Source organism: Corynebacterium kalinowskii (genome assembly GCF_009734385.1).
GTDB classification, from domain to species: Bacteria; Actinomycetota; Actinomycetes; order Mycobacteriales; family Mycobacteriaceae; genus Corynebacterium; species Corynebacterium kalinowskii.
The window spans coordinates 1,560,130-1,580,821 of the sequence record NZ_CP046452.1 but is presented as its reverse complement, the minus strand read 5'-3'; the positions used below and the strand labels follow the sequence as shown (position 1 = coordinate 1,580,821).

General features: G+C 59.1%; 19 protein-coding genes. 10 read left to right on the top strand and 9 right to left on the bottom strand.

Annotation, left to right across the window (positions count from 1 at the left end; translation table 11 throughout):
• Positions 1–28: 28 nt before the first annotated feature.
• A complete protein-coding gene (locus CKALI_RS07450) occupies positions 29–937 on the bottom strand; it encodes a hypothetical protein (RefSeq protein ID WP_156192695.1) in 909 nt (302 codons plus the stop codon).
• Positions 938–1,018: 81 nt separating this feature from the next.
• Between CKALI_RS07450 and lspA the strand changes: the two genes are divergently transcribed.
• The 3 genes from lspA to CKALI_RS07435 are packed head-to-tail and all read left to right on the top strand — an operon-like array spanning position 1,019 to position 2,965.
• Positions 1,019–1,510 carry a signal peptidase II gene (gene lspA / locus CKALI_RS07445; protein ID WP_231580434.1) on the top strand — a complete coding sequence of 164 codons (492 nt, stop codon included), beginning with the start codon at positions 1,019–1,021 and terminating at the stop codon, positions 1,508–1,510.
• Positions 1,503–2,426, top strand: a complete 924-nt coding sequence (locus CKALI_RS07440) for an RluA family pseudouridine synthase (protein WP_156192694.1) — start codon at positions 1,503–1,505, stop codon at positions 2,424–2,426. Before lspA ends, CKALI_RS07440 begins: the two co-directional genes overlap by 8 nt.
• Positions 2,423–2,965, top strand: a complete 543-nt coding sequence (locus tag CKALI_RS07435; protein ID WP_156192693.1) for a hypothetical protein — start codon at positions 2,423–2,425, stop codon at positions 2,963–2,965. Before CKALI_RS07440 ends, CKALI_RS07435 begins: the two co-directional genes overlap by 4 nt.
• On the opposite strand, the gene rarD is transcribed toward CKALI_RS07435, so the two are convergent.
• Positions 2,949–3,800 (bottom strand): EamA family transporter RarD, encoded by an 852-nt coding sequence (rarD, locus tag CKALI_RS07430; RefSeq protein WP_156192692.1) that lies wholly within the window; start codon positions 3,798–3,800, stop codon positions 2,949–2,951. The genes CKALI_RS07435 and rarD overlap by 17 nt on opposite strands.
• 66 nt (positions 3,801–3,866) lie before the next feature.
• Here rarD and dnaE point away from each other — a divergent pair, with 66 nt between their 5' ends.
• Positions 3,867–7,427: a DNA polymerase III subunit alpha gene (gene dnaE / locus CKALI_RS07425; RefSeq protein WP_156192691.1), complete on the top strand. Its 3,561-nt coding sequence runs from the start codon at positions 3,867–3,869 to the stop codon at positions 7,425–7,427.
• Positions 7,428–7,507: 80 nt separating this feature from the next.
• On the opposite strand, the gene CKALI_RS07420 is transcribed toward dnaE, so the two are convergent.
• Positions 7,508–9,289, bottom strand: coding sequence for a choice-of-anchor I family protein (locus tag CKALI_RS07420; RefSeq protein ID WP_231580433.1), 1,782 nt, complete (start codon positions 9,287–9,289; stop codon positions 7,508–7,510).
• Between the two features lie 157 nt (positions 9,290–9,446).
• Between CKALI_RS07420 and ilvA the strand changes: the two genes are divergently transcribed.
• Complete coding sequence (gene ilvA / locus CKALI_RS07415) at positions 9,447–10,751, top strand: threonine ammonia-lyase IlvA (RefSeq protein ID WP_156192690.1); 1,305 nt, start codon at positions 9,447–9,449, stop codon at positions 10,749–10,751.
• Here the strand turns inward: ilvA and treZ are convergent.
• On the bottom strand, positions 10,743–12,458 hold the full coding sequence (gene treZ / locus CKALI_RS07410) for a malto-oligosyltrehalose trehalohydrolase (protein ID WP_231580432.1): 1,716 nt from the start codon (positions 12,456–12,458) through the stop codon (positions 10,743–10,745). The genes ilvA and treZ overlap by 9 nt on opposite strands.
• Positions 12,459–12,521: 63 nt before the next feature.
• Here treZ and CKALI_RS07405 point away from each other — a divergent pair, with 63 nt between their 5' ends.
• From CKALI_RS07405 to CKALI_RS07385, 5 genes are read left to right on the top strand one after another with little or no spacing between them, the layout of a single operon-like run.
• Complete coding sequence (locus CKALI_RS07405) at positions 12,522–13,001, top strand: hypothetical protein (protein WP_156192688.1); 480 nt, start codon at positions 12,522–12,524, stop codon at positions 12,999–13,001.
• Entirely contained in the window at positions 12,991–13,449 is a 459-nt protein-coding gene (locus tag CKALI_RS07400) for a GyrI-like domain-containing protein (RefSeq protein WP_156192687.1), read from the top strand. Before CKALI_RS07405 ends, CKALI_RS07400 begins: the two co-directional genes overlap by 11 nt.
• 8 nt (positions 13,450–13,457) lie before the next feature.
• The gene (locus CKALI_RS07395) at positions 13,458–14,093 is read left to right on the top strand and encodes an IMPACT family protein (protein ID WP_156193701.1); all 636 of its coding nucleotides are present in this window, start codon (positions 13,458–13,460) and stop codon (positions 14,091–14,093) included.
• A 10-nt stretch (positions 14,094–14,103) separates the two neighbouring features.
• Positions 14,104–14,334 carry a hypothetical protein gene (locus tag CKALI_RS07390; protein ID WP_156192686.1) on the top strand — a complete coding sequence of 77 codons (231 nt, stop codon included), beginning with the start codon at positions 14,104–14,106 and terminating at the stop codon, positions 14,332–14,334.
• Positions 14,335–14,341: 7 nt separating this feature from the next.
• Complete coding sequence (locus CKALI_RS07385; RefSeq protein ID WP_156192685.1) at positions 14,342–14,704, top strand: RNA-binding S4 domain-containing protein; 363 nt, start codon at positions 14,342–14,344, stop codon at positions 14,702–14,704.
• A gap of 183 nt (positions 14,705–14,887) precedes the next feature.
• Here the strand turns inward: CKALI_RS07385 and CKALI_RS12305 are convergent, their stop codons facing one another.
• The 5 genes from CKALI_RS12305 to CKALI_RS07365 form a co-directional block, all read right to left on the bottom strand.
• Positions 14,888–15,016: a hypothetical protein gene (locus tag CKALI_RS12305; RefSeq protein ID WP_269076349.1), complete on the bottom strand. Its 129-nt coding sequence runs from the start codon at positions 15,014–15,016 to the stop codon at positions 14,888–14,890.
• Positions 15,017–15,064: 48 nt separating this feature from the next.
• Positions 15,065–16,069, bottom strand: coding sequence for a GTP pyrophosphokinase (locus CKALI_RS07380; protein WP_156192684.1), 1,005 nt, complete (start codon positions 16,067–16,069; stop codon positions 15,065–15,067).
• 10 nt (positions 16,070–16,079) lie between these two features.
• On the bottom strand, positions 16,080–18,494 hold the full coding sequence (treY, locus tag CKALI_RS07375; protein WP_156192683.1) for a malto-oligosyltrehalose synthase: 2,415 nt from the start codon (positions 18,492–18,494) through the stop codon (positions 16,080–16,082).
• A 90-nt stretch (positions 18,495–18,584) separates the two neighbouring features.
• Complete coding sequence (locus tag CKALI_RS07370; protein ID WP_156192682.1) at positions 18,585–19,226, bottom strand: hypothetical protein; 642 nt, start codon at positions 19,224–19,226, stop codon at positions 18,585–18,587.
• A gap of 85 nt (positions 19,227–19,311) precedes the next feature.
• Positions 19,312–20,646, bottom strand: a complete 1,335-nt coding sequence (locus tag CKALI_RS07365) for an exonuclease domain-containing protein (RefSeq protein WP_156192681.1) — start codon at positions 20,644–20,646, stop codon at positions 19,312–19,314.
• Positions 20,647–20,692 lie beyond the last annotated feature (46 nt).

Here is a 20,692-nt window from a genome sequence, read left to right as displayed (position 1 = left end):
AAGAAGATGCCATGGCCATCATTTTAGCCTATGAAAACTTGATTCCCGAACCAAAGTCCTGGAAAACGCGGGTTTGAGTCTCGTCTTGGCCGTAGACGACGCGGGTAGCCAGGAAGAACTCGCCAGCGGTCGGCAGCGGCTTGCTCAGATCAATGGTGAAGTGGCCGGTACCGTTCGAGGTGGACTGCATTACCTTCAGCTCGCCTTGGCCACCTTGGTCGCCGATGTTTAACGCGCTCACAGCTGGGCGCTCGCTGACGGCTACCTCGAGCTCGGCGAGATCGCCGTTTCGGGATACCAAACGGTAAGTCGAATTGCGCAGCATCGTGGAATCGCCCGCCACCCGGTTCTCCACCATCCAAGACGCTCCTGGGGCGATCGGCTCCTCTGGGAAAATAATGGGCTGCGCGAGCAGCTTCATCAGATAAAGCTCAGCCACCGCACGCCCCTGATCGGTGGAGTTTGCTGGCGCGCTCAGTTGTACCTGTTCCGCGCGTCCAGTAGGTTGGCCCGTCCAACTCAGTTGGAAACCAGAGGTGGAGTAGACGTCAGAGGCGTAGGCGATATTAGAGTGCTTCGGATCCTTCATCGTGAGGGTGACATCACGCGGAGACTCGCCCGACACGGTGGCATCCACGGCGGCGCTCAGAGTTTCCACATTCGGGTGGGCAGGTGGCTGCGGATCCAACGTCGCGACATCTCCCGTGCCCTGCTCGAAGCTATCCGAAAACTCCATCGCGACCTGCTGGGTGACTCCGCTATCGCGAAAGGAAACTATCTCGGCAGCGCCTTCTCCTGCGTTCAGCACAGTCACTTTCGGGGCATCAACGGTCAAAGACACCGGCTGCTGCGCCTCAGGAGCCGGTTCATGAGAACCACACGCAGATAGGACACCGAGCGAGAGAGCGACGAGCACTGGCATGAGCTTCAGTTTCATACTAAATAAAGCTACTAGCTCGGGGCCCAGTCTCGCGAAAACCAGGGGCGGAATAGAAAAACGGGTGGGTAATAGGGAATGATGGAACGCGTGAAAGGTGAAGGTAGGAGTTATGTGAAACTGATGGCGATTATTGCCATCCTGGCCGCAACGATCGACCAAGTAACAAAAGCGATCATGCTGGCCACGCTGGAACCGGGAATTCCACAGCCGGTGATCGGCGACTGGTTCCGCTTTTATCTCCTGTTTAACCCCGGCGCCGCGTTCTCCATGGGCACCAACTCCACGTGGTTGTTCACCACCATTCAATTGTGCTTCGTGCTCGGCATCGCCTGGTATTCCCGTATGGTTCCGGAAAAGTGGCAGGCTATTGGATTAGCACTCATCGCAGGTGGGGCGCTCGGCAACCTCATCGATCGCCTGTTCCGCGATCCTGGCTTCTACTTCGGTCACGTAGTGGATTTCATCTCCGTGGGTAGTTTCGCGGTATTCAACATTGCGGATTCCTGCATCACCATCGGAGTGATCTGCTTTGTGTTCGGCGTCATGCGAGAGGATCGGGCCCATGCGTGAATCACGTCAACTCCCAGTTCCTGAGGGACTCGCGGGCATGCGTGTCGACGCCGCGCTGGCCAAACTCCTAGGCCTGTCCCGCACCGTTGCCGCCGAGCTCGCCGAAGCCGGAGACGTGCTTATCGACGGCCAACAGGTCAGCAAATCCGATCGCCTGACGTCCGACACCTGGCTCGATGTCACCTTGCCGGAGCCTCCGGCGCCGTTGGTTCCGAAAGCGGAGCTCGTGCCGGGGATGAACATTTTGTACTCAGATCAGGATGTCATTGTCGTCGATAAGCCCGTGGGCGTGGCGGCGCACCCGACGGTTGGCTGGGAAGGACCCACGGTGGTCGGGGGACTGGCTGCGGCGGGGTTTCGCATTTCTACTTCCGGACCGCCGGAACGCAAGGGCATCGTGCAGCGCTTGGATGTCGGAACGTCGGGCGTGATGGTGGTGGCCGCCTCGGAGCGCGGATACACGGTGCTCAAGCGCGCTTTCCGGGACCGTACCGTGACCAAGACCTACCACGCATTGGTGCAGGGCCATCCGGATCCAACCACCGGCACTATCGAAGCCCCTATCGGTCGGCATCCGTCGGCGGGTTGGCGTTTCGCGGTCACGACGGATGGCAAGCCCTCGGTGACGCATTATGAAACCATTGAGGCTTTTCGCGAGGCGACGTTGCTCGAAGTGCACCTGGAAACCGGGCGCACCCACCAGATTCGCGTGCACTTTTCCTCGCTGCACCACCCGTGCTGTGGTGATCCGATGTACGGCTCCGATCCGAACCTCAGTAAGCGACTCGGGTTGATCCGGCAGTGGCTGCATGCGGTCAAGCTTGGGTTCCATCACCCCGCGGATGGCCGCTATCTGGAAATTGAATCGCCTTACCCGGCCGACCTGCAGCATGCCCTGGACGTTTTGCGGGCATGAGCGCGGATAAGTTGCGCAAGATCTTGGCGCTGCTAGCGACCTTGATCATCATCGTTGCGATCATCGTCGCAGGGTTCAGCGATCGCACCAACAAGCCGATGCTGATCAACGGCGACAGCCTGGGGCAGGATCATGACGAACCATTCGCCGCTTACCAAGAGCGCGCCGCCGCCTCATTGAACCAGGCCACGGGGGATTCTTGGGCGCTCCTCACGTTCACAACCCCGCAGCGCGCCGAGTCGGCAGGCGAGCTTATCGACGCCATCGGCGTGCGTCGCGCCAGCACCCTTGTGTTCGCCACGCACACGCCAGTTCCCGTCCCGCAGCCGGTAGCACCGGAGACCCACGCCGAGGTGTTTGCGCGCTGGACACCGGCCGATCAGGATCTGATCGCCCTGGTGGTATTTGACTCGGCTGATGCTCTCCGCGAGATTGCTGTGGATCCGCGGTTGGCGTCGGTGGAGGTATTGCCTGCCGATGCTGCCTACGGGCGATTCGGGATCAGGCCCGTGCTCGTGCCTGCTACTTTTCCCGGCTAACCAGCCAGATGTCGGCCAGGAAGATCGCCACCGATACCCAAATGATGATGAATCCGATCCAGCGGATCTGCTGAAGCTGTTCGTGCATGACCAGTACTGCCCACAGCATCTGCATGGTCGGGGTCATGTATTGCAGCATCCCGATGGTCGACAGCGGAACGAGCTTGGCTGCGTGGCTAAAGAGCAGCAGTGGGATCGCAGTGATGAGTCCGGAGCTGATGAGCAGCGCAGCATGGCCGACACCTTCCGACGCGAACGTCGACGTGCCCTGTACCGCCAGGTAGATCCAATAGCCAGCAGCAATGGGGAAGAGCACCAAGGTCTCGGCGGCGAGTGACGCTTCGGCGGAGAGCTGGACCCGCTTCTTGATCAAGCCGTAGATTCCGAAAGAAAATGCGAGGGTGAGGCCGAGCAAGGGTGGCTGACCCGCGAGCGCTGCCAAGATGATGACCGCGATGGCTGCGATGACCACGCTGAGCTTTTGTAGCGGTCGCAGCCGTTCCCCGAGGAATACCATTCCCAGCAGCACATTGACCAGCGGGTTGATGAAGTAACCTAGCGCAGCTTCCGCCACATGCCCCGAGTTCACCGCCACGACGTACGTCAGCCAGTTAATAGCGATGAAGAAAGACGCCACCGACACCAACAACCACGTGGCTCGGTCTGCAGCTTTTAGCTCCTTGATAGAGCCGCGCACCACGATGAGTAGCAGCATGATGCCTGCGGTCCACACGATGCGATGTGCCAGGATCTCCGGCGGGCTGGCCGGTTCCAGCAGGGGGAAGAAGGCGGCGAATCCGCCCCACATCAAGTAGGCAAGCACTGCGTACATCATGGGGATACACCTTAGCGTGCGGGCTGAGTGCCTACCCGCTTGACACTTTCAGTAGACTCTCGGCTTATGGGCAATTCTTCCTTCGTTCATCTGCATAATCACACTGAGTATTCGATGCTCGATGGAATGGCAAAGATCGACATGCTTGCCGACGAAGTCGTCCGCCAAGGCATGCCCGCCGTCGGCATCACGGACCACGGCAACATGTACGGCTCGGATGCTTTTTACCGGAAGATGACCGAGGTGGGAGTCAAACCCATCATCGGCATTGAGGCCTACCTCGCTCCAGAATCTCGCTTCAACAAACAGCGCATCCGGTGGGGCGAACCACACCAAAAGTCTGATGACGTCTCGGCATCTGGTGCGTACCTGCACCAGACCATGGTTGCTGAAAATGTCGAAGGCCTGCGCAATCTCTTCTACCTGTCGTCGATGGCTTCCTATGAAGGCCAACTGGGTAAATGGCCACGCATGGATGCCGAAATCATTGCTGAGCGTGCTTCGGGCATCATTGCGACCACTGGCTGTCCGTCCGGTGACGTGCAGACCCGCCTGCGCCTGGGCCAGTTCAATGAGGCCCTGGAAGCCGCTGCGATGTGGCAGGACATTTATGGCAAGGACAATTACTTCCTTGAGTTGATGGACCACGGCCTGGACATCGAAAACCGGGTGCGCTCCGAGCTGTTGGAGATCGGCCGCAAACTGGATCTGCCACCACTGGTCACCAATGACTGCCACTATGTGCTGGAATCTCAGGCGCAGGCTCATGAGGCAATGCTGTGTGTGCAGACGGGTAAGACGCTGCACGACGAAGACCGCTTCAAGTTCGACGGCAGCGGCTACTACATCAAGACCGCAGCCGATATGCGCGCCACCTGGGACCACACGGTGCCGAGCGCGTGTGATAACACCCTGCTCATTGCTGAGCGCGTAGAGGACTACGGGGAAATCTGGGTCGAACACACCCACGATCGCATGCCTATCGCCGACGTCCCAGAAGGGGAGACCCCGACTTCCTGGCTGTACAAGGAAGTCATGCGCGGTCTGCAGGAGCGCTTCCCTGGTAAGGAAGTGCCGCAGGAGTACATCGATCGTGCGAAGTACGAAATCGACGTCATTGATATGAAGGGCTACCCGTCCTACTTCCTCATCGTGGCCGAGCTGATCAAGCATGCCCGCTCCGTTGGCATTCGTGTGGGGCCGGGCCGTGGTTCGGCAGCTGGTGCACTCGTGGCTTATGCGCTGACCATCACCAACATCGACCCGATCGAGCACGATTTGCTGTTTGAGCGCTTTCTCAACCCGGAGCGTCCGTCCGCACCCGATATCGATATCGACTTCGAAGACCGTCGTCGCGAAGAAATGATCAACTACGCCACCGAGCGTTGGGGCGAGGACAAGATCGCCCAGGTGATTACCTTCGGCACGGTGAAGACTAAGCAGGCATTGAAGGACTCCGCCCGCGTGCAGTTCGGCCAAGCTGGCTACCAAATTGCCGACCGCATTACCAAGGCGCTACCTCCGGCCATCATGGCTAAGGACATTCCATTGTCGGGTATCACGGATCCCGATCATCCGCGATTTGGTGAGGCCGGCGAAGTACGCAGCCTTATCGAGACCGACCCTGACGTAAAGAAGATTTATGACACGGCCCGAGGCCTCGAAGGCGTCGTCAGGCAGGCAGGCGTGCACGCCTGTGCCGTGATCATGGCGTCGGTGCCTTTGCTCGACTGCATCCCAATGTGGAAACGCCAACAAGACGGCGCGCTCATCACCGGCTGGCCATACCCGGCGTGTGAGGCCATCGGCCTGCTGAAGATGGACTTCCTGGGCCTGCGCAACCTCACCGTGATCGGTGATGCGCTGGAAAACATCAAGCTCAATCGTGGTATCGACCTCGACCTCGAAGGTTTGTCCACCGAAGACGAAGAAACCTACAAACTGCTCGCTCGTGGCGACACCCTGGGCGTGTTCCAGCTTGATGGTGGCGGTATGCGCGAGCTGCTCAAGCGTATGGAGCCGACTGGGTTCGACGACATCGTCGCCGCTTTGGCCCTGTATCGCCCGGGCCCGATGGGGGTGAACGCCCACCTGGATTACGCTGACCGCAAGAATGGTCGCCAGGCCATCAAGCCGATTCACCCGGAGCTGGAAGAGCCGCTGAAGGAGATCCTCGGCGATACCTATGGTCTGATCGTGTATCAGGAGCAGATCATGCGTATCTCGCAGAAGGTCGCAAACTACACTGCTGGCCAAGCAGACGGCTTCCGTAAAGCCATGGGTAAGAAGAAGCCGGAGGTGCTCGCCAAGGAATTCGTTGCCTTCGAAGCCGGAATGAAGTCCAATGGATTTTCCTCCGAAGCTATCAAGGCGCTGTGGGACACCATTGAGCCATTCGCTGCGTACGCGTTCAATAAGTCTCACGCCGCAGGCTACGGGCTGGTGTCATTCTGGACTGGCTACCTCAAGGCCAACTACACCGCAGAATACATGGCAGCATTGCTCACCTCGGTCTCTGACAAGAAGGATAAGTCTGCCATCTACCTTGCTGACTGCCGACACCTGGGCATTAAGGTTATGCCACCAGATGTCAACGAGTCTGTGCTCGACTTCGTGGCCGTAGGCAAGGACATCCGCTTCGGCCTTGGCGCCGTGCGCAACGTAGGCGAGGACGTAGTGGAGTCCATCGTCACATCTCGAAAGGAGAAGGGACACTTCAAGGACTTCTCCGACTACCTGGACAAGATTGACACGGTGCCGTGCAACAAGCGCGTCACTGAATCCCTCATCAAAGCAGGTGCCTTCGACTCCTTGGGCCACCCGCGCAAGGGACTCATGCTGATCCACGAAGACGCCGTCGATTCCGTCATCACCACCAAGAAAGCCGCCGACAAGGGGCAGTTCGACCTCTTCGCAGGATTCGGCGGTGGCGAGGACGAAGCCGTGGAGAACTTCTTCGCCGTCCAAGTGCCCGAAGAGAACTGGGAACGCAAGCACGAACTAGCCCTCGAACGCGAAATGCTCGGACTTTACGTCTCCGGGCACCCACTCGACGGCTATGAAGAAGCGCTCGCAGAGCAAACCGACACCGCGCTCACCACGATCCTCGGCGGAGAGCTGCGACACGGGGCCGAGGTGATTATTGGTGGCATTATCTCGGCCGTCGATAAGCGCTACAGCAAGAAGGACGGCTCGCCGTGGGCGATCGTCACGGTGGAAGACCACAACGGCGCGTCCGTGGAATTGCTCGTGTTTAACAAGGTCTACGCGCTCGAGGCGACGAAGCTGGTGGAGGACAATATCATCCTCGCTAAGGCGCACATCTCGATCCGCGACGACCGCATGAGTTTGTTCTGCGATGCGTTGCAGACCCCTGAGCTGGGCATCGGCGGTGGCGCTGGGCTGCCGCTTCGCCTGGTGATGCGGACCGATCAGTGCACGATGGAAAACATCACGCGGCTGAAGGAAGTGCTCAAGTCCAATGCCGGTGAGTCTGACGTGTATCTCAAACTCGTCGATGGGGAGAACTCCACCATGATGGTGCTCGGTGAACACCTGCGTGTGAACCGCTCTGGCAACCTCATGGGTGATTTGAAGGCGACGATGGGGCCAGGGATTCTGGGGTAGTTAGCACGTGTCGAAAATGGAAAAGCAGACTGTAGGAGAAGGAGATTTCCTACAGTCTGCTTTTCCAGATTCCGCAGGGTTTACTTGCCCATTGCGCGGTGGATCATGTCGATGATCTGCTGGTGCAGGCCAGGGATGTGCTGGATGGCAGCTCCGGCCACACCCAGAACAGCGAGGATGGCTGCGAAGATACCGAAGGAAGAGCCGGTGGAGGAGCCATCAGAAGAGCTCGAGGAGGACTCTTCCTTCTGCTCGACTACTGGCGCGGTGATCTCGTAGACAGTGGTGCTGCCAGAGACCTCGTTGCCGACGGCGAGTAGTGGCTTGCCGTTTGGAGACTGCGCAGCTGGGATGAAGGTCAGGCCTTCTGGGCCGAGGTCGCCAGCAGCAGCGGTGGTTGGGTCGGCGGTGAAGTCGCGGTTGTTGATGTAGGCCTCGAACTTCGCGGCGGACGGATCGGTGATGTCGTAGATCATGACGCCGGAGACGCGCTCCAGGCCGATGAAGGCAAAGGTACGGTCGCCGATCTTGCCGATGGCCAGGCCTTCAGCCTCTGGGCCCTTGTCATCTGAGCGGTCGTCGAGCGTGTTCTCGGTGTGGTCGGAGTTGAACAGCACGCCGTCAATGCCGGAGAGGATCTCTTCGAACTGGGCATCGGAGTTGAAGACTCGGTTGCCCTCGGCATCGAAGATCGAGAAGCCGCGGCCACCGAAGGCGTAGAGCTCATCGTAGGTGCCGGCGTCGTTCTTGCCTAGGGAGGTGGTGACCTTCAGGCGGCCCAGATTCTCTTCGGCCTGGAGGGCTTCGATTTCCTCAGCGGTCAGGCCCTGGAAGCCTTCAGACAGCTTCAGCTTGGCGACGCGCTTTTCCTCAGAGTAGCCATCCCAGTCGCGAGAATCGCCCTCGTTGGCGGTGACGAAGTAGGTCTGGCCGCCAGCGGTGTAGGTGCCGATGGCGTCAGGAAGCAGCAGGGCCTTGACTGGAGCGTTGCGCAGCTCGACCTTGCCGTCCTTATCGGAGAAGTCGAACGGGACCACGGAGTGATCGACCGTGCCCAGTGGCAGGAGCTTTTCGACGGTCGCGGTAGCGATATCAATGACAGCCACGGCGTTGTTCTCCTGCAGCGTCACGTAAGCCTTGCCGTCCTTGGTGGAAATGTACTCAGGCTCCAGGTTCTGTACATCGGTGCCCTTTGGGCCAAAGACGCGCACGCCTTCTGGGAGCTTGCCTTCGAATGCGTCGAAGGTAGCGGTGTTGACCTCGGTGGCTGCTGCGAGGTTCTTTGGCAAGGTGATGACGGAGACGGAGCCGTCAGGGTCGACGGAGTAGTCTACGGCTGGCTCGCCTTCGTTGGCGACGAGAGCGTATTTGCCGTCCTCAGAAATGGTGACCATGTCTGGGAGAGCGCCCACTGGCAGGGATCCGAGGATTTCACCCTTGCCAGCAGCGTCAAAGAAAATGACGGAGCCGTTGTCGGTCTTGTTCTCAGGTTCGACGGCTGCAACGGCGAGGCCGTCGGCACGCACAGCTACGGAGTTGACAGTGGTGCCTGCGCCAGCGGAGACGGTGTGCAGCTCGGTGAGCTTCGTTGGGTCGGACGCATCCAGGACAGTGATGGAACCGGAGAGGGCGTTAACTACCATGAGGCGCTTGGAGGCGGCGTGGTAGACGACGATTTCCGCAGCAGACTTTTCGAAGACGCCAGTCTCGTGCGTGCCGATCGGCTTGATATCGGTGATGGTGGCACCTGCGGCGATTTGGGTGATAGGCGCTGCAACGATGGCCGCCTGAGCGGTAGAGGTCAGCATGAGGGTGGCACTGGCGGCCAAGGCGGTGGCGATGGCGCCGAAGCGGGTCTTCACGATTTTTCAATCTCCTGCATATAAACGGATGATAACGATTGGTAAGTATGTAGTAGGCGGTTAACGTTGATGTATCTACAGGGTGAATGGCGGGTTAATTTGCGGAATGAGACACCCATCTCACTATATGGATCGACTGGCGCGGTAGAATAAGTCCATGACTGATCACGAAAAACTGGAAAATAAAGCTCAACCAGCAGAAATCTCCGCAATCCGTGCGGCTGACATTCAACTGGCGCAGGCGCGAATTTCCACCGTGATCGCCCCCACGCCGCTGCAGTTTTGCCCCCGACTTTCCGAAGCCACCGGTGCCCAGGTGTACTTGAAGCGCGAAGACCTGCAAGACGTGCGCTCCTACAAGATTCGCGGTGCCTACAACAACATCGTCCAGCTCGACGAGCAGCAGCGCGCAGCAGGCATTGTTGCCGCTTCCGCGGGCAATCACGCGCAAGGCGTGGCCTACGCGTGCAACGCACTCGGTATCAAGGGGCGCATCTATGTGCCTGAATCCACTCCAAAGCAGAAACTCAGCCGGATCCTGGTCCACGGCAAAGAGTGGGTGGAGCTGAAGCTGGCCGGCGCCAACTTTGATGAAGCCTCCGCTGCAGCGCATGAGGACGCCGAGCGCACCGGAGCGACCATGGTGGAGCCGTTCGACGCCCGCGATACCATCATCGGCCAGGGCACGGTAGCTGCCGAGATCCTGTCGCAGCTTTCGGCTACCGGTAAACACCCGGATGCCGTCGTCGTGCCAGTAGGCGGAGGCGGGCTGCTGGCCGGTGTGCTGTCCTACCTGCACGACATGTCCCCGCGCACCGCCGTCATTGGTGCCGAGCCACTCACCGCCGCCTCCATGCAAGCGGCACTGGAAAACAACGGTCCAGTAACCCTCAAGGACATTGATCCCTTTGTCGATGGTGCTGCCGTCAAACGGGTGGGCAATTTCACCTACCAGGTGGTGGACAAACAGCGGTCCCGACTGCACATGATGGCCATTTCCGAAGGCGCCGTCTGCACCGAAATGCTGGATCTTTATCAAAACGAGGGCATCGTAGCTGAGCCCGCAGGTGCGCTCAGCGTTGCTGCTCTGAAAACCATGCCAATTGCACCCGGCCAGGTGATCGTCTGCATCATCTCAGGCGGCAACAACGATGTGTTGCGCTACAACGAGATCGTCGAGCGCTCGCTGGTGCATCAGGGGCTCAAGCACTACTTCCTCGTGAATTTCCCACAGGAGCCAGGCCAGCTGCGCCACTTCCTCAACGAGGTCCTCGGCCCAGACGATGACATCACTCGCTTCGAGTATTTGAAACGTAACAATCGCGATACTGGTGCAGCGCTCGTCGGTGTCCAACTGGGCCGTGCGAGCGACCTTGAGGCACTGCTGGAGCGCATGGCGGTGTCAAAGATCTACTGCCAGCAGCTGCGCCCCGGAACCCCGGAGTATGACTTCTTAACCTAGTTTGATCAGCGCGAAACCCCAGGCGTCGAGCACCGTCTCTTCCTCTCCGACCTGAGGCGCGGTAAAGGTGTAGACGAGCTCGCCACCGACCGGAACCGTCACAGGATCGGCTGAGAAGTTGGCCACGAATGCTACGTCTTCGTGGCTGAACATCAGCCAGTGTTCGTCGTACTGTACCTCGAGGTGTTCGAGGTACGGGCGCGCTAGGCGCAGCTCGCGGCGCAGTCGCAGCAAGATCCGATAGGCCTCAAGAATCTGCTGCTGGTCCGAGTCAAAGGACCAGTCGAGTTTCGAGGCAAGAAATGTGCTTTCCTCACCAGGGTCCGGAACCTCTTCTGGCGACCATCCGCTGCGCTTGAATTCATTCAGGCGGCCCTCACGGGTGAGTCGCAGCAGCTCCGGATCGGTGTGTGAGACGAAGAAGGCGAAGGGGGTTGTGGCGCCGAACTCTTCGCCCATGAACAGCATCGGAGTAAACGGCAAGCTGTAAATGACTGCTGCCTTCAATACTTGCTGGGCAGGGGAGAGGTTCATCGAAGGGCGGTCGCCCGTCGCGCGGTTACCCACCTGATCGTGCGTGGTGGTGTACGTGACGAACTTCGATGCTGGCACGATTGTCGTATCCAGGCGTCGGCCGTGAATCCGCCCGCGGAAGGTGGAAAAAGTCTCGGCATGGAAGAACACGTTCTTGATGGTGGTAGCAAGAACTTCCGTGGTGCCAAAATCAGAGTAGTAGGCGTGCTGTTCTCCCGATACTAGGGTGTGCAGGGCGTGGTGGATGTCATCAATCCACTGGCCGTCCAAACCGTAGCCACCTGACTGTTGGGCACCGACGAGACGAGGATCGTTCTGATCTGATTCGGCGATCAACACTCTGGGAATGCCCGTGGTCGCTTCGATTTCGTTCTTTAGATAGGTGAGCTGTTCCAACAGATGAATGGCACCGGGATCCCAGAGCGTTTGGACAGCGTCGAGCCGGATGCCGTCCACGTGAAACTCCTCAAACCACATCCGCACAGCATCATGGATATAGGCTCGCACCGCATCCGAACCGAAGCCACTGAGGTTGACAATGTCGCCCCACGGGGTGCTGCCGGCTTGGGTGTAGGGCCCAAACATGCCGTTGTAGTTTCCCTCGGGGCCGAAGTGGTTGAACACGCAGTCCATGACCACCGCGAGGCCAGCATTGTGGGCAGCGTTGACCAGCTCCTTCAGACCGTGGCGCCCGCCGTAGCCTTCGTGCACCGCGTGCCACTGAACTCCGTCGTAGCCCCAGTTCCGATCGCCGCTGAAGGGCTGCACTGGCATGAGTTCGATGGTGGTGACACCCAGTTCCTTCAAATAATCCAGCTTCTCAATGACCCCGGCGAAGGTTCCTTCCGGCGTAAACGTGCCCACATGCAGTTCATAGAGCACTTGACCAGGCAACACACGGCCGGTCCACTCATGGTCCGTCCACTTGAAGCCACGGTCACTGACCATAGACAGCCCATGAACACCGTCAGGCTGCTCAGTGGTACGAGGGTCGGGAACTAGTTGAGACCAGTTGTGGCCGTCGAAAAGGCTAAAACCATAGCGCTGGCCCGGGACCTGTTCGACTGCGCTCGCCCACCAGCCGCCGTCGCGCGCGGTCATCACATGGGAGGTTCCATCGACCTCAAGACGGACATCGATTGCGTTGGGAGCCCAGACTTCGAAAACAGACATAACTACCAGGCTAACCATTTTCTCGCCTGGCAGCACCCGCTCACGCGTGGGACACTGATTGCCATGAGCCCAGAATCAGAGATACTGGATCGACTCGATATCACGAAGTCAGACAAAGCCATGCTCCGCGAGCGTCTCGCACAATCCGTCACGTCTTTCGTTGCGGCCGCCACGTCTCTGCTGCAGGGGCGCGACTCGGGAAGCACCACCTCCAAACAACTGCGAACCCTGATTGGCCTGGTCATGGACCCAGCTAGCCAATGGAAACAGCGCGACACCCAGCGTCTGGCTGAGCTGGTGAAGGCATACCGCAGCGCTCCGGGAAAGCTCGCAATTTTCTGTGCGGACCCGGACACCCGTCAATGGCTTGCTCGCAGTTTGCAGGTCGCCCTCGATTTCGATCGCCGCCCGAGCCATGGCGTTTATGCGGTCCGAGCCAATCCTGCTTTGGCGGAGGCGGGGGAGATCATTGTGGTAGCTCCTGGTGATTCGGTGGCGCAGGGGTACGAGCGCTCCTTGGTATTCTTGGGGAATGATCACTGAGTTCCAGCTTCTGGATGCCCCTGCGGTACCGACGGTCGTCGTTAAGCGCGCGGAAGTTGCGGCGACGCACCTGCCTGAGCTTTTCGACGCCACCTTCGCCCGCTTCCACGCGGCCATCGCCGAGGGAGTTGTGGCGCCCTCCGGTCCGCCGTTTGGCCTGTATTTGCGCATGGAAGACACCCTGGACATCGAGATCGGCTTCCCTGGGGTTTTACAGTCTCCCGATGAGAACCTAGTGGCTTCCGAATTGCCCGCCGGCCGGATCGCTTCTGCACAGTACTGGGGTAGCTTTGATGGTTTGCCGTTGGCTTGGGCCGAGTTCGTGAGTCACGTTGCAGGTCAGGGGCTATCCGTCGCGGGACCGTGCTGGGAGAGCTATGTCACCATGCCGGAACCAAATATGGATCCCACCACCATCCGCACGGATCTTTTCTGCGCAGTGTCTTGATCGACAACATCTATCGTCGCCCAATTGCAGGCGAAATATTTACCAGCGAACTCGATATCAAGCGATCGACATTCCTGGGATTTGTCACCCGTGCCACCGACGAAGCCAGCGCACGTGAGTTCGTTGCCTCCCTAAAGCGTCAGTATCCGGATGCGCGCCACCACTGCAGCGCGTTTATCTACCACGTCGATGATGCCAACCCCATCGAGCGATCCAATGACGACGGGGAACCCTCCGGCACTGCAGGACTACCCATGCTCGACGTTCTGCGTGGTAGCGGGCTGCTGGATATCGTCGCCGTTAGTGTCCGCTATTTCGGTGGCATCAAACTGGGAACCGGCGGACTCGTACGCGCGTATTCCGAATCCGTCACGTCCGCACTCGCCTCTGTCCGGTGCGTTGACCGGGCGCGCCGGGAGTTGTATTTGGTCAGCTTGGACCATTCCATTGCCGGGCGCATCGAGGCCGATCTCCGTGGTCGCGGATTCAGCGTTGTGGATACGGCCTATGGCGCCCGGGTGGACATGACGGTCGGGCTCGAGCCCGGGCAGCGGGGCCGACTTGATGCCTTCCTTGCAGAAGCCACGCAAGGGCTTATCGACGCCAAATTGATCGGCACAGAATGGATAGAGGTCCACTGCTAAAATCGACCCTATGACGATGCAACCATACCCACGCAACCCAATTGAGCAGCGCAAGGCAGCAGTCCGTAAGTACAGCAGGAACGGTGCACTTGCCGTCGCTAGTGGTCTGCTCGGTGGCGTGGCGCTGTGGATGCTCATTGATCCAGTCTTCTTGGTCCTTGGGTTGATTGTTGCCGTGGTTGGCGGTTTCGTGAACTACCGACGCGTGCAGAGGATTGTTAATCACCGCGACGAATACTAGGCCGCGGGTGGAATCCGTTCGAATAGACGCTTGGGTGTGGGCTGTCCGCATTGTCAAGACTCGCTCCGCTGCGGCCGAAGCATGCAAAGCGGGCCACGTGAAGCTCAATGGTGTCGCAGTTAAGCCTTCTCAAAATGTCGTTCCAGGTGATCGTGTGCGGGTCTGGGTCGATCACAAACAATGGGACGTCGAGGTTGTCCAGACCTTGAAGAAGCGAGTTGGGGCCGCCATCGCGCGCACTTGTTATGTTGATCATTCGCCTCCACCGCCGCCGAAGGAATTGATTCTGTCTATGCCCCGACGCGATCGAGGAGCTGGTAGGCCAACCAAACGGGAACGCCGGGAAACTGACCGGTTGATGGGGCGGTAGTTTTCTGTTGAGGAGCCATGGGTAAACCTTCGTACTAACCCAAGGTTTACCCATGATGCGGGCACGGCACGGGTTCGTTTGGTGGGTAAACCTGTCCAACGAGCCAAGGTTTACCCACAGATGTCGGCAGAAAAACCAAAAGCCGGGTCAAAAAGACCCGGCGTAAAACTCTGTAGCAACAAGCTACATATTGAGGCCCCAGTTAGCTGGTGGGAAATCAATACCCCGCTCGCGGAAGAAATCGGCAATGGTCAGCGCCCACACGTGGATTGCGTCGGCGACCTGTGGGAAATCGTGCAGGGTGGAGCCCATAGCGGTTCTTCTCCTTAAAAGTAGCTCTGATCTGTAACGATATTAAACCTAGTCTACGGCTTCGGCAATCCCAGCATTGACCATTACCGCGAGTCGGTTCTTCAGGCGGCTCGCACGTTGGGTTGCGTGCTTGCCCAGATCTTTCGTTCGTTCGATATGGCGACGACCGTATCGGCGAAGAAGGAGGTCGTCGATAATGCGGACCTGGCCGGGCACGAACTGGTATTTGAGGGCTGCTTCGACCGCAGCGATGTCGGTGTCGTCGAGAAGATCGCGCAGCTCACGGACGGTGGTGATGCCGTTGACGGCGAGGATCTCCTCGAGCCAGGTGTAGTACTCGGACCGGGAACGGGGAAAACGATTACCGACCAACATCGCGAGCACGCCGGGGAGGGTTTCTGCGGACAGTTCGACGTCGTCGCCGGCGTTGGGTGCCTCACCCTGAATGCGGGCGATTTGGTCGAACTGCTGGTCGGCGAGCTCGATGAGCCCAGCCGCGAGAGCGAAGGCGCGGTCAATGCGCGGATCGTGCTCGTCGGTGCCTTTGTAGCGGATGTCGTGTTCGAATTCGGCCCAGGCGTGTTGCAGCACGGTACGCACCTGAACTTCAAAGGTGAAGCCACGGTAGGGGGCGAGGTCGTCGGAGTCCTCGGGCACTTGCAAGATCATGTGGTGGGAGCCGTAGCCAAAGCCGCCGGCGATGCGGGTTTCCGCGGCCTTATCGACGCTCTTGAGCACGTTAAACTGCTTCCCGAGCACGTCTAACACCACCGGAATATCCGCAGAGAAGTAGGTAGTGATGCGGATACCGATGATGTCCTTGATGTCGTGCCACGGATCTGGGTAGCGAAAATCCCCGGTGTCGGTGCGCTGCATCGCTTTGGCTTTGAGAGAGCGCCAGGTCTTGGTGCGGGCGGCGACCCGGTCGAAGGAGACACCGGCATCGACCAGTATTTCTTCGATTGTTTCCCGGAATGCCGATGCGGCATCGGGGTGCTGTCGCACCCAATCGTGATAGACCGCCCCAAGCGCGGGGATTCTCTTTGGACCCATGGGCTCAATGCTAGTGGCGCACCACCGTGAGCAACGCGGTAGGCAGGATTTCGAAGAGTTCAGACAGTGGGACTGTGCCGGAGAAGGTGCGTCCGGTGAGCGATTCGTGCCATTCGCCCTCCGGGAGAGTCAGGGTAGTGTCGCCCCAGCCACCATTGTTTTCGAGCATGATTGGCTTGCGGGTACATACTGCGATGACTTGCAGATCACGTTGCGAGGTACCACGCGCCATGCCAACCATGTGTGCCTCTGCGGGGCCCACGGCGTACACGGCTTGGTAATCGGCGCCAACGAAGCACTCTGGGTGGCTCTGTCGGGCGCTCAGTGCCGCAGAAACGACCGCGAGTTTTGCCATGTCTGGGTCGCTGACGGATTCGGCGGTCACCACGCCCTGCTCCTTCAGCACCGCTAGCTTCTGGCTGCGCGCGGTGTAGTCGATGAAGCGGCGATTATCCGGATCAACCAAAGTCTTGGTAAAGAATTCGCAGCCTTGGTAGATATCGGGGACACCTGCACCGATCAGCTGGAGCATTTTGCGACCGAGGGAAATCGTGGTGGCTGCCGGTGCAATGAGACCGACGAATTCGTTGAGGTGCGCCGTGGCGGGGCCGTCGAAAAGCGCGTCGACCCAGTGCTCGATCGAATCCTCGAAGGTGGCCACTGGCTCGGTCCAGGAAGTGTGGATGCCGGCTTCGCGGATGGCTTTCTGCGCGTAGGCCTGGAAGCGGGTGCGCAGATCGTCGGTAGGCTGTCCGTCTTCTGGCCACACGCCAATCAGGTTTTGCAGCAGGAAGTGGCCAGTGGCACCGTCAGGCGGTGGGGTGATAGCAGTGATGCTGTTGATAAATTCGGCGAACTCGCTCGGCACTTCGGAGATTTCAATGATGCGGGAGCGCGTGTCTTCGCCACGCTTCGTGTCGTGGGTCGACAGCGTGGTCATGGACTTCGGCCACAGCAGTGCACGTTCGTTTTGTAGCAAATGGAATTCGGAAGCCGAGACACCGAAGCGTCCCGGTGCGCCGCCGACCTCCTGCAACGCGACCAAGCGAGAGGCCCGGTAGAACATCTTGTCCTCCACGCCCTTGGCCATGACGGCGCCACATACCTGCGCAAAGCGCGTCGCTGCTTCACCGTCTACTAGCAAGGCCGCGGCGATGATATCGAGCGCATCGCGATGCGAGGGGAAACGCTGAACCATCTGGGCGATGACGGTGGCGGTGACACGCGAGAGCGAAATGTAGTCCGCACGGTAGACCGGCATGAAGGCGACCAGTTCCACGATGGTATCGATCAGCTGTTCATCGGAGATGTGTGGGCCGGCAGTGGAGAAATTGTCGCGTCGCATGGCGCGAGCTAGGCGACGCACCTCGGCCGCAAGCTCACTTGCGGCCACTTCGCGCTTGAGAGAATGCTCGTTGGCAACCAGTGAAGCTTCATCCCATGGGGAACCCGTGTGCTGCATAGAGAGCATAGAGAGGGTGTCCTCGCCCTCGCGGGCGACAAAGACACCGTCTAACTCGCGAAGGGCATCGTAGCCGGTAGTACCGTCCACCGTCAGGCGGGGATCGAGTGGCTCGGATACTCCGAGGATCTTTTCGACGATCAACCAGCGGTCTGGGCCCACGACATCGCGCAGGCGAGTGAGGTAACCGAATGGATCGGCCAGACCATCGGGGTGGTCGACTCGGACACCATCGATGAGGTCAAGAGCCACGAGCTCGCGCAGCACCTGGTGAGTGTGTTCAAACACGAGTGGATCTTCCTGGCGCAGGCCAGCCAGCTCGTTGACGGAGAAGAAGCGACGATAGCCGATGATGCCGTCCCGCCAGTACATCAGTTTGTAGGACTGCTGGTCGTACACTGCCAGGGGATCCTCACCCTCGGTTCCTGGCCGTACTGGGAAAATATGGTCAAAATAGCGCAGAACTGGCTCACCTTCGAATGAGTCCAGGGTGAGTTTGGCAGCGTCGTCTGGGGCGCCGAGCACCGGAAGGCCCAGCTTGCCACCCGCACCATTGTCCTCGTGCCAGTCGATGTCGAAGAAGTGCTCGTACTGCGAGTCACGACCGTTCTTGAGAACGTCCCACCACCATGGATTTAAGGCTGGTTTGGCCACGCCAACATGGTTGGGCACGATGTCGATGATGATGCCAAGACCCAACGAGTGGGCCTTTTGCGCCAACGCCTTAAAACCTTCCATGCCGCCAAACTCTGGGTTGATGGAAGTCGGATCAATCACGTCGTAGGAGTGATTAGAATCTGGCAGCGCGGTGAGAATCGGTGACAGGTAGACGTGGGAGACTCCCAGTTCCGCGAGGTACTCGAGCTGATCTGCGGCCTGGGCGAAGCCGAAGGCACGTCCGAATTCGTCAGCCTTGGGGCCGCGGAGCTGGAATCGGTAAGTTGCGGTTATCGGGCGACGCATGTCTTTATCATCCTCTTGGTTCGTCCGTCAGGTGACTTGTACTGCACCAAGTTTAGGGAGAATCCGCTCGCGGTGTCTGCTGTGACCCGGTCAGCACATGATCGGAGTCTTCAAATCTTCACCGGAAGTCGGGGGATCTATCAGCGCGGAATCAACCGGAAAGCCCTGGTAAAACCGCAAGGAGTGGAAAAAATAGTCGGCTCGAGTTGTTAGCCCAAGACGCGGCAGGTCCGTTCGGAACGCCGCGGGGGTGATATCAGCGGCGGAAGCGATCACCGTGTCAGGTCCGAGGACATGGAAGTAGGCGGTGTCACTGCCGAAGACTTTGGTGGCGCAGCGCTGGATTCGGGAAAACAACAGCGGATGTGCGATCCACTCCGATACGACTCCAGCCCTTACCCGGATTTGAATGGTGCGTGGCAAGTTAGGGGAGTGAAGATGGCGCACAAGGAAGGACGCTGCATCGGCGTCGCAGGCATCATCGACGATGCGCTCAGCGATGGACCGCCACGCGACGAGAGGGCTCAGCCCTAACGCGGCGAGCTCCGCATATCCTAAGATCCGGTCCGGCCCCTGGGAAGGTGAAAAAGCGACGCGAATGTTCTCAGACAACGCGATAGTCGCCGGTGCGGCGGCAAATCCTTCGCTGCTCAAGGCTGCCATGTCCAAGTCTGCAGTGCTGCGCAAACGCAATACCAAATCCTGGACGCCAGTAATATTTTCTAGCGACACTTCAATCCCCCTAATTAATAGAAACCCTCCTACTTACTTAGACTGCTCTAAGAATAGGAAAGGTTCCACTCGAGGAAGAAGTTTTCTAAAACGGGGGTTGTTCGTCCAATCCCAAGGCGGTGTAGAGCTGTTTTTCAGTCCAAATGGTCAACTTTTGTCCCTTTTGGATGAGCTCTTCAGCCCGCTTTTGTTTGGAAGTCACGGTAGCCCACGGGCCACACACCAGGATGGTGGTTTTCTTAGTGACGTTCTTTCCGATCGTCGCCCCCTGGGCTGCGATCCTTTCCCACAAGTCGCCCTTCTCGAATGGCGCAAAGTCACCTGTCAGGGTGACATTCTGGCCGAAAAGTGCCCCACCAGGATCAGCATTCGGGTTGGGATCGGGGACTACTTCTGGGGTAGCCACTCGCGACCAAGGAGCGGAAGAAGAGCGGGCAGGCTTGTCGGCGGGGGCAGGTACCTCAGCAGCTGCAGGCTTGTCGACGGCCAATCCTAGCTTCTTACGCTGCAACGCTACGCCCGCTCCGCTGCGATCCTTGAGCACCGGGTATACGCGACTAGGTTCCAAGATGCCCAGGGTAAAGCCTTGAGAGAAACAGAACTCGACAAAGCTGCCACTGTAGTCAGCACGCCGGGCAAGCTCCACGAGGATGCCGCCACACGCAGCCGCATCAGCGGTGGCGTCGTGATGTTGTGTGAGGTCAACACCTAACCCAGCAGCGACGGTGGGGAGCTTGTTGTTGGTAAAGCCTAACTTGGCTGCTCGGCACATCAGCAGGGTACAGCCGAAGTACATCGTGGGAGCAGCTATGCCGCTGGCGGCGCTGGCTCGGGACAAGGCCGTGAAGTCGAACTGTGCGTTGTGGGCGACCAGTGGGTCGTTGCCGACAAAGTCAATGAACGCGGCGAGGCGATCTGGAAATTCGGGGGCATCAGCGACTTGATCTGGGGTGATGCCGTGGATCGCGACGTTGTCTGGATCGAATTCATCAAGACCTTGTGGAGGCTGAACGTACCAGGACACGGAGTCGGTGGGGATACCGTCGACGAAGCGAACGGCGCCCATTTGGCAGATCGAACCCCAGTCCGCGTTTGCGGTTTCGACGTCGAACGCGACGAAGTTGAGTCCGGGAACTGGGGACACCGCAGCAGGGGATTCGCCGTGACGCGCAGCATCAATGGCTGCGGCCAGCTGCCTGGCTTGTTCGGCTTGTCCAGGGCTAAAGATAATCCTCTTATCGGCTCCCAAGAGGGAGACCGAGCCACTGAGGACTGTAGTTGGCTCGGAAACCTCAACCCTGGTGATTTCGGATAGGGCAATGGTGACGTTCTCGTAATGCAGCGCCGTCAAGAGGGGCGAGTATCGAATGTCCACACCAGAGGCATGTACGTCGATTTGGGCACCGTGCGCTGCGATCACTGCTATCACTCTTTGCTGTTTCGAAGGTGGCTCAAGTAAACGAAAG

Coding starts and splice junctions, on each gene's coding strand:
- CKALI_RS07450 (WP_156192695.1), bottom strand. CDS start 937: ATGAAACTGAAGCTCATGCCAGTGCTCGTCGCTCTCTCGCTCGGTGTC.
- lspA (WP_231580434.1), top strand. CDS start 1,019: ATGGAACGCGTGAAAGGTGAAGGTAGGAGTTATGTGAAACTGATGGCG.
- CKALI_RS07440 (WP_156192694.1), top strand. CDS start 1,503: ATGCGTGAATCACGTCAACTCCCAGTTCCTGAGGGACTCGCGGGCATG.
- CKALI_RS07435 (WP_156192693.1), top strand. CDS start 2,423: ATGAGCGCGGATAAGTTGCGCAAGATCTTGGCGCTGCTAGCGACCTTG.
- rarD (WP_156192692.1), bottom strand. CDS start 3,800: ATGATGTACGCAGTGCTTGCCTACTTGATGTGGGGCGGATTCGCCGCC.
- dnaE (WP_156192691.1), top strand. CDS start 3,867: ATGGGCAATTCTTCCTTCGTTCATCTGCATAATCACACTGAGTATTCG.
- ilvA (WP_156192690.1), top strand. CDS start 9,447: ATGACTGATCACGAAAAACTGGAAAATAAAGCTCAACCAGCAGAAATC.
- treZ (WP_231580432.1), bottom strand. CDS start 12,458: ATGTCTGTTTTCGAAGTCTGGGCTCCCAACGCAATCGATGTCCGTCTT.
- CKALI_RS07405 (WP_156192688.1), top strand. CDS start 12,522: ATGAGCCCAGAATCAGAGATACTGGATCGACTCGATATCACGAAGTCA.
- CKALI_RS07400 (WP_156192687.1), top strand. CDS start 12,991: ATGATCACTGAGTTCCAGCTTCTGGATGCCCCTGCGGTACCGACGGTC.
- CKALI_RS07390 (WP_156192686.1), top strand. CDS start 14,104: ATGACGATGCAACCATACCCACGCAACCCAATTGAGCAGCGCAAGGCA.
- CKALI_RS12305 (WP_269076349.1), bottom strand. CDS start 15,016: ATGGGCTCCACCCTGCACGATTTCCCACAGGTCGCCGACGCAATCCAC.
- CKALI_RS07380 (WP_156192684.1), bottom strand. CDS start 16,069: ATGGGTCCAAAGAGAATCCCCGCGCTTGGGGCGGTCTATCACGATTGG.
- treY (WP_156192683.1), bottom strand. CDS start 18,494: ATGCGTCGCCCGATAACCGCAACTTACCGATTCCAGCTCCGCGGCCCC.